The organism is Serratia sp. L9 (assembly GCF_050632285.1).
GTDB lineage: Bacteria > Pseudomonadota > Gammaproteobacteria > Enterobacterales > Enterobacteriaceae > Chania.
Genome location: NZ_CP192591.1, coordinates 392019 through 406095 on the forward strand (window position 1 = coordinate 392019; position 14077 = coordinate 406095).

General features: G+C 46.8%; 13 protein-coding genes, 1 tRNA gene and 2 pseudogenes. 12 read left to right on the plus strand and 4 right to left on the minus strand.

Annotation, left to right across the window (positions count from 1 at the left end):
* Window positions 1–60 precede the first annotated feature (60 nt).
* Together ACQ86O_RS01790 and ACQ86O_RS01795 are read right to left on the minus strand one after the other, a co-directional pair.
* Window positions 61–789: a DUF3944 domain-containing protein gene (locus ACQ86O_RS01790; RefSeq protein ID WP_431223899.1), complete on the minus strand. Its 729-nt coding sequence runs from the start codon at window positions 787–789 to the stop codon at window positions 61–63.
* Between the two features lie 189 nt (window positions 790–978).
* Window positions 979–1938, minus strand: a complete 960-nt coding sequence (locus tag ACQ86O_RS01795) for a hypothetical protein (protein WP_431223900.1) — start codon at window positions 1936–1938, stop codon at window positions 979–981.
* 1137 nt (window positions 1939–3075) lie between these two features.
* Between ACQ86O_RS01795 and ACQ86O_RS01800 the strand changes: the two genes are divergently transcribed.
* From ACQ86O_RS01800 to ACQ86O_RS01855, 12 genes and pseudogenes are all read left to right on the plus strand, one after another.
* Window positions 3076–3645: an inovirus Gp2 family protein gene (locus ACQ86O_RS01800; RefSeq protein WP_058706462.1), complete on the plus strand. Its 570-nt coding sequence runs from the start codon at window positions 3076–3078 to the stop codon at window positions 3643–3645.
* A gap of 145 nt (window positions 3646–3790) precedes the next feature.
* Window positions 3791–4018 carry a helix-turn-helix transcriptional regulator gene (locus ACQ86O_RS01805; RefSeq protein ID WP_316150388.1) on the plus strand — a complete coding sequence of 76 codons (228 nt, stop codon included), beginning with the start codon at window positions 3791–3793 and terminating at the stop codon, window positions 4016–4018.
* Window positions 4019–4263: 245 nt separating this feature from the next.
* The gene (locus tag ACQ86O_RS01810) at window positions 4264–4710 is read left to right on the plus strand and encodes a putative zinc ribbon protein (RefSeq protein WP_431223901.1); all 447 of its coding nucleotides are present in this window, start codon (window positions 4264–4266) and stop codon (window positions 4708–4710) included.
* A gap of 401 nt (window positions 4711–5111) precedes the next feature.
* Window positions 5112–5255 (plus strand): annotated as a pseudogene (locus ACQ86O_RS01815) (type VI secretion system contractile sheath small subunit); the annotation flags it as partial.
* 172 nt (window positions 5256–5427) lie between these two features.
* Window positions 5428–5634, plus strand: a complete 207-nt coding sequence (locus tag ACQ86O_RS01820; protein ID WP_431223902.1) for a hypothetical protein — start codon at window positions 5428–5430, stop codon at window positions 5632–5634.
* A 79-nt stretch (window positions 5635–5713) separates the two neighbouring features.
* Window positions 5714–7129, plus strand: a complete 1416-nt coding sequence (locus tag ACQ86O_RS01825; RefSeq protein ID WP_431223903.1) for an N-6 DNA methylase — start codon at window positions 5714–5716, stop codon at window positions 7127–7129.
* A 132-nt stretch (window positions 7130–7261) separates the two neighbouring features.
* The gene (locus ACQ86O_RS01830) at window positions 7262–8857 is read left to right on the plus strand and encodes a restriction endonuclease subunit S (RefSeq protein ID WP_431223904.1); all 1596 of its coding nucleotides are present in this window, start codon (window positions 7262–7264) and stop codon (window positions 8855–8857) included.
* 2 nt (window positions 8858–8859) lie between these two features.
* Window positions 8860–9372, plus strand: coding sequence for an AAA family ATPase (locus tag ACQ86O_RS01835; RefSeq protein ID WP_431223905.1), 513 nt, complete (start codon window positions 8860–8862; stop codon window positions 9370–9372).
* 214 nt (window positions 9373–9586) lie between these two features.
* Window positions 9587–10477 carry an AAA family ATPase gene (locus ACQ86O_RS01840; protein WP_431223906.1) on the plus strand — a complete coding sequence of 297 codons (891 nt, stop codon included), beginning with the start codon at window positions 9587–9589 and terminating at the stop codon, window positions 10475–10477.
* 3 nt (window positions 10478–10480) lie between these two features.
* A complete protein-coding gene (locus ACQ86O_RS01845) occupies window positions 10481–10915 on the plus strand; it encodes a hypothetical protein (RefSeq protein ID WP_431223907.1) in 435 nt (144 codons plus the stop codon).
* Window positions 10916–11271: 356 nt separating this feature from the next.
* Window positions 11272–11397, plus strand: a pseudogene (locus ACQ86O_RS01850) (type I restriction enzyme endonuclease domain-containing protein); the annotation flags it as partial.
* A gap of 56 nt (window positions 11398–11453) precedes the next feature.
* Entirely contained in the window at window positions 11454–12161 is a 708-nt protein-coding gene (locus ACQ86O_RS01855) for a hypothetical protein (RefSeq protein ID WP_431223908.1), read from the plus strand.
* Between the two features lie 247 nt (window positions 12162–12408).
* Here the strand turns inward: ACQ86O_RS01855 and ACQ86O_RS01860 are convergent, their stop codons facing one another.
* A complete protein-coding gene (locus tag ACQ86O_RS01860) occupies window positions 12409–13677 on the minus strand; it encodes a tyrosine-type recombinase/integrase (RefSeq protein WP_431223909.1) in 1269 nt (422 codons plus the stop codon).
* Between the two features lie 200 nt (window positions 13678–13877).
* Window positions 13878–13962, minus strand: a tRNA-Leu gene (locus ACQ86O_RS01865).
* Between the last annotated feature and the right edge of the window lie 115 nt (window positions 13963–14077).

Here is a 14077-nt window from a genome sequence, read left to right on the forward strand (position 1 = left end):
AATCAATGCTCCCTGCTGAAAAGTGTCGGACCAGAGCTGGGCTGGCAGAGGCGAAGCGGATTAACGGGAAAGATGTTGCTGACGGAGCCAGGCCACTATGATGCAGGCCGGTATGGTGACCCGGTAAGCCGGACCTGCAATGTCGGAAATCATCCACGCCGAACTGAGCGCAATGGCGACGGGACCGGCAATGACAGACAGCGCCCTGGAGGCCGCCACCACTGTGCCCCAGGTGGCGATACCGCCCAGTGAGGTTATGACGCTGGCGGACAGCACAGTGGCGAGCTCCAGAGCGGCCAGGGTGGAGGTGCGAATGGCAGCCTGTACCGCCATCAGAATAAGCTGTGGCGTCGGGTTGGTCAGATCGAGTTGCATCGTCCGGGAAAAGGCAGTCAACTCTTCCGCTGTCATCTGGTCCAGGCTTTTCTCCAGCACCTTCATCAACAGAGTCAATTCAATGGTCTCAGTGGTACTTTTCGGGTTGTAGTTCACATCAAGTTTGTCGCAGACATCGCCGAGAATTTCCCGATAGGTCACACCCTGCCCCAGCCTCATCAGGCTTACCAGCGTGTTTGCCCCATAACGCTGAAACTCAGCGGCTATCAGTTGCCAGTAGCGGCGGTGTTCTGGTGCTAACAGGCGGTACTCCGGGGTACTGGACAGACTCTCTGTCCAGCGAGTGTCGCCATCGCGTGGGTCAGTGGTCAGGATGGAAACCAGTAATTGCAGTTCTTCATTGCTGCACTGGCCCAGCAGATTCAAATCAGGATCATTACGGTAGACAGCCATTATCCGTCCTCAGTCAGTGTGATGTGAGGTCATACTGTAAAAGGGGCTATTGCACGGATGTGTCATCAGAAATGGTGGATTTTTGCGCAAAGAAAACTTTAAGCGACAGGTTATGCCTTTGGGAGAAATAACCAAGGGACCAGCGCAACTGGTTTGTTGCAGTTCACCAGGATGATATATATCTGAAATTTATTTCAACCGTTTTACCACTGAGGAAGAACCAAAGAAATGAGTGTTTTCAGCAATAAAGTAAGACTCTTTAGCGAGTGCATAAAGATAATGTATGAAATACTGTTTATCTTTATTATTGGTAAACTGCTTGTATATTTCTGAATTCGCAGCGTTCAAATCTTGAGTAATTACACTTGTATCAGAATTGAAATGAGTAAAAATAGCGTGATTCTCTCCAGACTGCTCCCTGTAACCACTGGTACTTCTTAAGAGCAACCCATTCTGATATTCTTTTGTCACAGTAAGGTGCAATACCCCTCCTTCTCTATCCTCCATGGCTTTGAGAGCATTAAACCAGCAAGAATTAATTTCCTCACCAATAACGTTATTAAAACCCAAAGTATCAATATAAAAATTAACATGTAAGTAAGGCCGGTTATCAGAACTGTTCTTTAACACAACCCAGAAATAGCCCAAAACATGGTGCTTAAATGTAGTTCTGGATCGGATATTATTAAAAAAGCGGGAGCTTAGCGTTTTTAGTGTTTTCATGTGATCCGGAATGGGCTTTCCGGAGATACCTTCGGCAAATAAAGAGAAACAGAGTGTGCCAGCATTTTTATATCTGTGTTTCATATCGTTATGAAACTGTCTGGCAGTAGTGAACATTCTCATCTTTTTATCTATATCTTTTTTTATCGCCCCAAGTAAAATCCATTTATTTCGTTCACAACTCTCCTTACCTTCCGAATTAAAAATCAGCTTTCCATGCTGAAGTCCTGCGTACTCAGACCTTAAAACAGTAATAAGATTGATAACATCTTCAGTTCGTACATCATTAGCTTTTTGATAAAAACAAATGCAATATTCTTTTTCCAGCCGATGAAAATCAACAGATGTGACCATCACATTCTTATACTTATCTGCCTTTTTCGGGAATATAAAACGAAAATCATCAGACATGTTGAACACTGTCACTGGTCAGACTCCTTTCCTGTCCGTCGTCATGACTCTGGCTATCCGCCAGACATCAGAACAACCATTTTGTTTTCTCTGTTCTCTGAAGATAGCCGATCAGGCTGCCATCACGCCACACAAATTATGTAATTCAACAACACAAATAACGTAAAAAAATCTGTCATTCCGGGACTCTTACGCTGGTTACCCATCAGGCTTCATCTCAGAGCTGTAGGGATCGTTACAGAGGTTTTCTTAGCTCATGATAATCGAAAAACTAAGCCGTCTAGCTACAGACCTGTAAACTCCAGCGACTATTTTTACCGTGTTGACCGATGCTTGTCCGCCATAGCTACCATAACTCCAGAGTGGCAACATGTCCCGTGAAGTAAAACTACCGCTCTGTACACCCCATCTGTACCATGGGCATACCGCCCTGCTTGTCGGATTGGTAATATAAACAATAAAGAAGAGTATGTATCATGATCTACCTTAATCGTAAAGCAGGTTAAGCACCTTGATTATATTGACCTCAAAGAAGTGTCAGTAACGACATAATAATGTTCTTACAGTCATTATCCTAATTAATAAAAATGAAGCAAGTGTTATCATCAGCAACCACTCACTATGCACTACCTGATATCATCATTGTAACTGTATAAGTACATATCACAATGGATAACCAGCAAGCATAGCTGTTAATCATCTACACATCACAAATTGACTAAATGAAGTTATTAACACTAATCTGGAACTTATGCGACAATATCTTTACCGAAGATACTCTTTGTCTATGACTGATTAGAAACACATGTAAACAGATCGGAGTTCCGATCAGCCCATTCGTTATTCTGGCTAGTTTATAGCCTCAACCCTTCCTGTATCAAGACCATAAAAATCGTAGTGCTTACTGCTTTACTGTAGTCACTTAGGTATAAGTAAGATAAAAGAAATTAACGTTTACTGGCGCGTTACAGACACTTTGATACTATATTCAGCACATAGATGAACATCAAGAAGAAATACCGTCAGCAAAGTGACGACTGTATCAGTCGCAGTTTTAAATACGTAGCTGTCATCGATTCTGTTTTAACGAAACTGTCTTTTTTTATGTCACCGGTAATGGATATGAATCACATTCAACCGGAGACTTTCCTCATGAATTACATCTTTAACGATTTCTGGCAGCAACGTATTGCCGCTACCTTTCAGAATGCCTTGGATGCCTATCCACGAGTATTAATGCTGAGGGTTGATCTACGCCTGCCTGATGCCCCTGCCGCCACTGACGCCGCTGTAATATCCCGTTTTACAGAATCCCTTAAAGCCAAAATTACCGCCTGTCAGTTGCGTAGAAAGCAGGAGGGCAAGCGGGTACACCCCACAACGCTGCGGTATGTCTGGGCTCGGGAGTTCGGCGAGCGTAGCGGTAAAAAGCACTATCACGCTGTTTTACTGCTGAACCGAGAGAGTTGGTGTGGAGCTGGTGATTACAATTCACCGCACACCCTGGCCGGGATGATTAAACAGGCCTGGTGTAGCGCGTTGCAGGTGGACGTGCAGCAGCATGCCACACTGGCGAATTTCCCTGAGAATCCAGCGCTATGGATTGACAGGGGGAACAGCGCACAACTTCAACAAGCCCTAGCTCGGGCTGATTACCTCGCTAAAGACCACACCAAAGTCACCGGTGATGGCGGGCGTAACTTTGGCTGTAGCCAGGGCTGACCTCCTGCCATTCCCAGTCCCTTACCTAGCCTCCCAAGGTAATATTTTACATACACGCCTTATCCTCTGAAGGAGTACCGGTGTGCAACAGAACTCAACCCACGCCGGTCTCCTCCCAAAATTCATTTTCAGAGGGAGAAATTCCATGACTACCAGTACAACCCCATCCGCCGCGTCATTACTTAATGCAGAAGACCCTCTTATCGACATGGCATACATCACCAAACACACCAAGATGACCGACAAGTGGTTTTACAAGTTGATTCAAGATGGCAGATTCCCGAAACCCATCAAACTGGGACGCAGCTCCCGTTGGTATAAAAGTGAAGTCCAGAGCTGGATGCAGCAGGTTATTGCCAACTCACGGGAGTAGTGAAGTCAACCGGCCAGCATCGCTCCCGTAAAACGGCTAACTGCATATCACTCCGCTGGCAATGCGAACACAATAAGCGGCGCTATTGCGGCGCGAAACCCTGCCCCATTTGCAGCCGAAACCCCTGAACCATCAGTTCCAGTCATCCATAATCAACCTGTAACCCGCCATCCTCCACACAGACAGCCATCTCGTTCCGGGACGGTACCTGCCTGCATGTCGTATGGCGGTAAGGAGTCAGTCCGATGAATTTTAAGACCGTTACCAGTGAGGAACAGAACGCCGGAATTCGTATGCTGAAATGCTACCTCGCCAGTGACCACCGTGGGCATTTTGTGACCACCAGTGAAGCGGCGAACATGCCGGGACAGGTATGGAGCTGCCTATCCTGTGGCTGTCGACTCATCTTCCATACCGGCACGCACGCTGACTCACCCTGGTTCGAACATGACCAGAGGACAGTAGCTGCCAGTACGTTGATGAGCTGTGCGCATATTGACCCGGCAGTGAAAGCGGAGATACGCAGAAGAACATTACGCAGTCTTTTCAATACCCTGGATTCCCCGGTAATGTCGCTGGACTGGTACTGCGTCTGGTGCGCTAACCATTACAGCGGGGAAAAACGCTGCACTGCCTGCGGTACCGGTATTTACAGCATTGAGGAGGCCTGCTGGCAGAATAATTACACCTGAATTGGCCTGCTTGCTGGGGAGATGCCAAGCTGCAACTCCACATGGTCCGCCACATTAGCGACCATGATTTTAACATGCGGATAATGCACTGAAGTAGCAATAACCGGGCAAGATTAAGTTGCTACATCTCTAAATTCCATTCGTCATTCACGCGAACGGCAGTGCTCAGATCAGACTTGTTACGCGATCTGGGCGTTATGAATCACCGGGACATACGTTGCTTGACTACTTCAAAGAATATTTCCCAGAGGTGTTCAGACATCCCTTCATTCGTCAACAGCTGCTCTGGTGAATTGCTTCTCCCATATCCATGACCTAAAACAGTTTAGATCGTTGTTAACTAAAAATTTTCATTGATTTTCTTCCACCAAAGTTGCGGAAGACCAACTTTCGCACTGTTGGTAACAGACTTCAGTAACGGTCAGGAGTCTGTGCCACTGTAAGAGCATGGAAAAGTTAATCTGAACAAAAACAACTTTGACACAGTTCTTTCCAAATATTCCCTAAAGGTCAATCTGACCTTTAAAAACATCCTTACTGACAACTGTAAGCCCTTTCTTAAACAGCGAGAGGCCATCAACGAAGCTGCCGGACCTACTGCGTCGGCTCAGGCGTTCATATGCCGCAAAACGCCCGCTAGCCAAATTCCGGATAATTTCGGCTCCTTGCGGACTTTCGACTTGGCTTGATGTGTATCCAAAGGCTACACTTGGAGCTATGAAAGAAAAAGATGCCGGAATGCGAATCCGTGTCGAGCGGGAGCTTCGCGATGAATTTCTCAAGATATGCCGCGAGCAGGATCGTCCCGCCGCGCAGGTCATTCGGGAGTTCATGCGAGTATACATAGCGGCGATGAAATCAAAGCATGCTGGTCAGACCGAGAATGCCAGCGGCAGGCCAGTTGCTTCAGAGGGCCAAGGATGAATGCCGTAGAGAAAGCCGTTCTTGGCCGACAAGCTTACGTTTGCATTCATTCAAGCGTTTAGAGTGAAAGAAGCAACATATGAAAAATGCGAATATAGTTCAGAAAATTTGGAACCTTTGCCACATCCTTCGTGGTGATGGGATCAGCTATCACCAATACGTGTCTGAATTAACGTATCTCCTTTTCCTCAAAATTGCAGAAGAGAATGGTGTTGAACGTCTTCTGCCATCTGGCAACCGCTGGAAAGACCTCCTGAGTCATCCTAAAGATGGCTTGCTGGGCTTCTATCAGGAGATGCTGACCCACCTTGGTACTAGCGCAGAAAGTGAAACGATCCAGGCAATATACGCCTTTCCCACTACAGTGTTTTCGCACGACGAGAACCTTCGCGCCGTAGTAAATGGCATCGCCAAAATTGATTGGAATGATCTCTCGGGTGATAGATTTGGACACATCTACGAGGGGCTGATCGAAAAGAGCTCGCAAGATGTGCGTTCTGGAGCAGGTCAATATTTTACTCCAAGAGCACTGGTTAATTCCATGGTGCGAGCCATGAAACCAAAATTGGGTGAGATAATTCAGGACCCTGCGGTTGGAAGTGGCGGATTTCTAATTGCGGCGGACCAGTTTATTCATTCCGAAAATACAAAACAGGCATACGCGAAAACGCCCCCAAAATATCAAGGCGTTGAAATTGAAAAAAATACCCGTCGAATTTGTTTGATGAATACGTTTCTTAATGGCCTCGATGCCGAGGTCATATACGGCGATGCACTGACGGATGATGCAAATGGGCTCCAGCCCGCCGATCTTATTCTTGCCAACCCACCATTTGGGAGCAAGGCCGGTAGCAGAAGATCGCTCCGCGCTGATATCCCTTACCATAACGCAAACAAGCAATTGGCCTTCCTTCAGCACATATATCTTGGCCTAAAGCCGGGCGGGCGCGCAGCGGTCGTTCTGCCGGACAATGTGCTGTTCGATGATGGTATTGGTAGATTGGTTCGACGCGAACTAATGGACAAATGCGATCTGCACACGGTTCTTAGGCTCCCAACAGGAATTTTCACAAGCGCCGGCGTTAAGACAAATGTTCTGTTTTTTAGCCGTGGCAGTAAGAAAAAAGATAACACGAGGTCTGTCTGGTTTTATGATTTGCGCACAAACATGCCAGTATTCGGAAAGACCACACCGTTGCTCGACGAGCACTTCGCCGAATTTGAGTGCTGTTTCGGAAATGACCCGCACGGCAAATCAACGCGCGAGGATCAAGGCGAAACGAGTCGGTTCCGTTGCTTTTCGCGGCAAGAGATTGCTGATCGGGAAGATGGTCTGGCTATTTCTTGGTTGCGCGATGAAAGCGGCGACGCTCAGGATGCGGCAGAAACTCCAGAAGATATTGCCGCTCTGATCCTCTCACATCTTCAATCGGCAATGAATGAAATTGAAGCCGTAGTCGGAGAGCTCATTGAGCCTTCTGAGGTTAACGAATGACAATAAGGGAAGAATTTACGCGAATAATCCAGTTGGTTTTGGCGGTTGAAACAGACCGATTAGAGAGCGAAGGGATCAAAACAGAGCAGCTACGACTGGTAAAAAGCCCGTGCCACGAAATGGGAGGTGGGCATGGGTGATTTGCCGAAAGGGTGGGCACAAGTTGCATTCAAAGATGTTGTGGAGGTGAATCCGCGCAGGTCTTTTGACTTGGAGCCTGATGACATGGTGACCTTCGTTCCTATGGCAGCTGTCAGCGAAATTTCCGGAGCCATTGTTGATGATGTTTCGCGCCCGCTACGTGACGTCGCCAAAGGGTTTACGCAATTTTCTGAAGGGGATGTCATCTTCGCGAAGATTACGCCATCGATGGAAAATGGAAAATCTGCTATCGCCACAGGGCTTGTAAACGGCATTGGTTTCGGTTCAACCGAGTTCCACGTATTGCGCAGCTATGGCGGAGTTATTCCAGAGTATATTTGGTATTTCATCCGACAAATATCATTTCGTGACGACGCTCGCAAAGTAATGACAGGTGCTGTTGGCCAACAGCGTGTGCCTGCAGCGTATTTGAAAGAACATCTTCTTCCGCTGCCACCCCTCGCTGAACAAAAACGGATCGTTGCCAAACTTGACTATCTGACCTCCCGCACAGCCTCCGCTCGCGATGCACTCGATCATATCCCAGCATTGATTGAAAAATTCAGGACGCGTGTTTTGGCTCTCTCTTTTAACGGCGGATTGATCGGAAAGATGGAGAGCGAAACGACCCTACTCGAAAGCCGATGCTGGAATTTACCAGCAGACTGGCGCTGGGTAAGATTTGAGGAGGTTGCTGCTGTTGCCGCCAATTTGGTTCGCCCGGATAGCATTCTTGCTCTGCCACATATTGCACCTAACAACATCCAAAGTGGCACGGCGAAGCTTCTGTCATATCAGACGATTGGAGAGGACGGCGTCACAAGCGCCAAACAACGATTTTATCCGGGGCAGATTTTATATTCAAAAATTCGACCTTATCTCCGAAAAGCGGTACTTGTCGACTTTGACGGCGCTTGCAGCGCAGACATGTATCCAATAAATGTTGGTTCACAATTAGAAGCAAAATTTTTGCTTTATTGGCTTGTTAGCGAGGATTTCGCGCAGTTCTCTGCCTTGCGTGAAGGACGTACTGTACTACCAAAAATCAATAAAAAAGAGCTCAACAGCACGCCGTTGCCGTTGCCACCAAAAGAGCAACAGGCAGAAATTGTCCGTCGGATTGAAATCGCTTTTGCTTGGCTCGACCGTGTATCTGACGAATACACTGCAGCATCAAATCAGCTTCCTAGACTTGACGCGTCTATTCTTCAAACAGCATTCAGGGGAGAGCTTGTTTCACAAAATCTGAATGATGAGCCCGCCTCAATCCTGATCGAGAGGATAAAGACAGAAAGCGCAGCAATAAAGGAAAAAACAAGCTCAGGACGCAAGGCGGCAGCGCGTCCCCACAAGCCAATTAAAAGAGGGGCAAAGATGGCGAATTTGATTGAGGTTATGAAATCCAAAGAAGGTTGGGTTTCCGCTAGTCACGCAGCGCAAGCGTTGGGCATTGGCGATGGCGCGACATCTGATGCGGTTGAGGAGTTCTACAACGAGCTGCGGATACACCTGCAAAATGGTGACCTTGAGGTCGAGCGCCGGGGAAATGAAGACTGGTTGAGGCTGATGCCGATCAGTGAGGAGTGATCATGCGTATCGATTGGCTATGGATTGGCGAATATAAAAACCTGAAAAACCTGACGATTGACTTCGCTCAGGGACATCTGATTACTGTATTGATTGGCAGAAACGGGACTGGCAAGTCAAATGTTCTGGAGGCAGCTACAGTTCTTTTCCGGGACCTGATCATGGGTGAGGATGGGAAGGGGAACAAAAACAAACCGTCCTTTGCTTATCGAATTTGCTATCAGATCAAGGACAAATGGGTTCGCATCGATGCAGATCCAGCGGGCAAGGAAGCATATCGCATTAAGCTCGCGACCTATAATCCCGATGCTAAATCTCCGCCTGCTGCCCTCAGCTTTGAGGAATCCCCCGGCGAAGCCTTGGCTCTTTCCAAGCTGCGAAATCCAGATGACGGCTATCTGCCGAGGTTTGTATTTGGCTATTATTCGGGCCAAAGCGAAAGGATGGAAGAGGTTTTTCTCAAATATCTCGAACGGTACGATAGAGACCTGCGGGCTGGAAAAATCCTGGCTTGAAGCGCCTGTTCTATGCGCTTCCAGTCCATAGCAATTTTGTTTTGCTGTCTTTCATAGTGAATAACGCCGAGTTGACAGACAAGTTTTTGCAGGAACAGCTCGGCCTTGAAGAGGGGGAATCGAATCCGTTCTCTTTGTTCTTAGACAGCCGTCATGGACATCCAATGACGGCGACCCACGCTTCTGGAATGCACGTGGTGTCGTATCCGATTTCTTGGCGACACTTTACGATATATCTCTTGCGCCATTGCGGATCACTCGCAAAGAAAAGGTCAGTCTATGGAACTCGCGAACACTGGAATTCTTATATCTTTTCGTGAAAGACCTTGACGCACTGCGCAAGCTGGCAGCGGGAAAGAGCACCGCCCAGTTCTTTCAAGATTTGGAAAGTACCTATGTTTCTGAGTTAATCGACGAGGTACGAATCAGGGTCAAGCTGCGGAAAAATGACGGGTCTGTTACATTCCGTGAACTGAGCGAAGGCGAACAACAACTTCTAACTGTACTAGGCTTGCTTCGCTTCACAGCGGAAGAGGAAAGCCTGTTTCTGCTCGACGAGCCCGATACGCACCTTAACCCAAGATGGAGCGTCGAGTATCTTCAACATATCCGCAATTTTCTGAATGTGAATGGGACAGAAAAGCAAAGTAGTCACGTTCTTCTGGCAACGCACAATCCAGTTGCCGTAGCTGAGCTTGAGAAGGAACAAGTTCAGATTCTTACGCGTGATAAGGATACGCAGGCGATCTCGGCTGCGGAGCCGGACACGCACCCGCGTGGAATGGGCTATGCGGGTGTGATGACCAGTGAAATGTTTGGACTGAGTGCGGCCCTAGACACCCATACCCAAGATCTGCTTGTGAGGAAGCGTCATCTCAGCGGACAGGATGTGCTAAGTGAAGATGACAGGAAAACGCTGAAGGAAATCAACGAAGAGCTCCAAACTTATGGGTTCCGCTATGAGGTGCGCGATCCCGAACTTAAAGAGGCATTGCGAAGGCTGGATCAGGAGGCGATGCCAGTAAGTGAAAGGGAAGAGCTGCCTGACGAGGCTGAGAAAGCTCACCGTCTAATTCAGAATGCCTTGAATAAGAAGGGGGATTGATACGTGCGCTATATTAATCTGGACCAGTTGGAATTACCAGATGGCTGGCAGGTGCGTGCAGACGCCGCTATCGCAGATGAGCCTGGAAAAATTAAAGATCATTCGGATGTATGGCGCGACCTAAAGCGACCATTAATGAAGCTTTCGCATGACAAATGTTATTATTGCGAGATTGTGCAGGAACGGTCTGATGGAGCAGTAGATCACTTCCGTCCAAAGAGCAAATATCCGTGGTCGGCTTTTAGCCCTTCCAATTATAGATTTGCATGTACATTCTGCAACAGTGTGCGGTCGGATAAAGAAAGCGAGAAGACAGGGGGAAAGGAGAAAAATTTCCCCTCCATGATGAGAATAAGCGGGCAACTTGCTGTGCAGATGAGGCAAATGAGGGTCCAATTCTTTTGGACCCGTGCAAGCCAGACGAACCCGGCCTTATAGATTTTGACGAAACTGGAAGGCCTATACCGACATATTCGAAGGAGAAACATGTCGGTCGCAATAGGCGAGCAGCTGAATCAATCAGGCTTTACCACTTGGATCACTCTGACCTTGTTGACAAACGCAAGACGCTCGCTGTTTCAATAACGCGAAAGATTGATGCCGCCGATAGGTTATTTCCACTAACAGAATCTGGAAATGTGGATATCGATAATTCGTTTTCAGAACATGTGCGTGCTCTTGCGGATTATATTTCTGAGAGTGCGGAGTTGTCGGCCTTTGCTCGAAGAATTGTGGCCGGTCACCGAGATGTTTTGTGGGTTGAGAATTTGCTTCGTTCGGCCTGAAAATGATCTGCTATCCGCGCACGGTTGCGTATTCTGGTGCGCCAGACACTGCGCAAGTATAAGTATCCGCCGGATAAAACACCGGGTACGGTAGAGCTGATTTTAAAACAGGCTGAAGTTATCTCGAATCATTAGACGGTGTAACGATAACTTCCCCCATAACGGACAATTTCATTTTTGGGTTATAGGCTATGGATAAAATATTAGATATAGTAAATGGATGGATCACTGCTGCTGTATCAAGCGGATCATTGCAGATAAAACAGGTTCTTCTCTTTATTTTCATTGCAGGGCCATTGGCTCTTATCATCTGGAAAATACGGGGAATAATAAAATTTATTAATGAAGTCAAGAATTCTAGATTAAACGAGTTGCAACATCTTCTGGATAGCCATAAACTATCAAATAAAGTTAGCACCTGCATAAAGGAGGATATTAAGAGAATAGTCAGCTATCGTATAACTGGAATTTCTGATGTCGCTAGTCAGAAAATAATTCTAAGCCTACTGATAGAAAATAGAGAGTTAATACCCACAGGATTCTTTAAAAAATTTAGATCGTTTTTATTGGTTAAAGATGGTTCTCTTATATTCAAGAAAGGATTTTCTTTCTGGTTCGAGAACAGTATGTATGCTTTGTTTTCGTTGCAATTCATCTCTCTTGCAATTTTATCCTTGATATTATCCACTTACAGGCATGACCAAATTCCTATCTGGGGGCATCTAATATTATATTCAGTTGCTGTAATTATGTTCTTGTTCTTTATTGCCTTTGGGAGAATGATACCACAGCCTAGAGAATGTAAGTTGCTAAATAAGGTATTACAGACCCAATACAATGATTCATCGAACTATTTTATTGATGGTGAAACAGTCGTGCCTGTCAGTAACTCTGTATAACTGACACCATTTAAAGATGACCGCTAAGGCGGTCTTATGCTAGTAAAAATGAAACACGAAACATATAACCATCCATACTTCCAGATGGCTATATATTGATTTGTGCTGAATTGTTTCTTCCGATGAGACTCAATGGAATGAATTGCCCCGGCGATAACTCTGCTATTTATCACTGCCTACCAACGCATCACTTGATTTAGTCAGCCGCGTTTAGTTTAGACTCAAAGGTACAACACTAATAAACATTTCACTCACCATTACCCCGGTTGATCTTCGCATAGTCAAACGGCGTAATCCCTTTCTCCCGGTTCGCATCCAGAAAATCAGCCCACCACTGCAACATCAGCTTGCGCTCATCAAGATGTTCCGCTTTATGGATATACGCAGCCCTCACCGAATTGCGTTCCATATGGCTCATCTGCCTTTCCACCGCATCCTTCGACCATAGTCCTGACTCAATTAACGAACTACAAGCCATTGTACGGAAGCCGTGGCCGCAAACCTCAACCTTAGTATCGTATCCCATCACCCGTAGTGCACTGTTTACGGTGTTTTCACTCATTGGCTTACGCGGATCATGATCGCCAATGAAAATCAACTCGTGTTCCCCACAAAACTGTTTTATCTGCTTTAGGATCACCATCGCCTGCTTTGAAAGCGGCACCAGATGAGGTGTACGCATCTTTGATCCTCGCTGAGAATGTTTCACGCCGGGAATAGGCTCTCGCTCAGGCGGGATGGTCCACATTGACATTTCAAAATCGATCTCTGACCAGCGAGCAAAACGCAGCTCACTGGATCGAATAAAGATAAGCAAAGTTAGTTCCGTTGCCCAACGGGTTAGCGGCCTGCCGGTATAGCCGTCTATTTTCTCGAGTAACTCAGGGATACGCTTTAATTCCAGCGCCGGGCGATGTTGTCGATTGCCAGATGCGACGGCTCCAGCCATCTCCTGCGCCGGGTTGTAATCAATCAACCCGCTTTGCACCGCATAACGCATGATGGCCGTGGTGCGCTGTTGAAGACGGGAAGCCACTTCTAGACGGCCAGATGTCTCGACGGCTTTGATGGGAATTAACAGATCGCGGGTACCCAGTTCAGCAATATTGCGAGCACCAATTGCCGGGAAGATATTGTCCTCCAGGCTCTTTTTTACGCGATTAGCATGATCTTCCGACCATTTTTGGTTGGCCACGAGCCACTCTCTGGCAACCTTCTCGAAAGTAATAATCTCTTTCGCCTGCTCTTCTTTCACAGCACGTTTATGCTCACGAGGATCGATACCAGCAGCTACCAGCTTTCTGGCTTCTTCCCTTTTCTTCCTGGCATCCGCCAGTGAAATTTCAGGATAGACACCGAACGCCATCAAATGTTGTTTACCACCAAAACGGAAACGAAATCGCCAATACTTTGAACCGCTAGGTTTTACAAGTAAGGACATGCCGTCGCCGTCAACAAGTGAATACTCTTTATCCTCAGGTTTCGCAGAACGAACTTTAGTATCCGTTAGGGCCATAATGGTCCTCCTTCCATTGGTATCTCGTGAGTATACAAGCAATATCGAATCGGAAAATATACTCATTAGTATACTCACAAGCTTGTTGATGTGGGTTGAGTTAGGTTGACTTTAGTTGAGGAGGAAAGCGGGTAAAGCCTTGTGGAGCGCGGATTTCAGACATAAAAAAAGACCTCAGTTGAGGTCCATTTACATGCTTTTGGTGCCGAAGGCCGGACTCGAACCGGCACGTATCTCTACGGTTGATTTTGAATCAACTGCGTCTACCGATTTCGCCACTTCGGCACTGAAGTAGTATGCGGAAAACGTGGGCATTATACCTTCCCGCTCTCCTCGCGCAACACTTATCAAGCATTCAATGAGTTGAATGTCGAAAAAAACGTCACCCGTCTATTTTCCC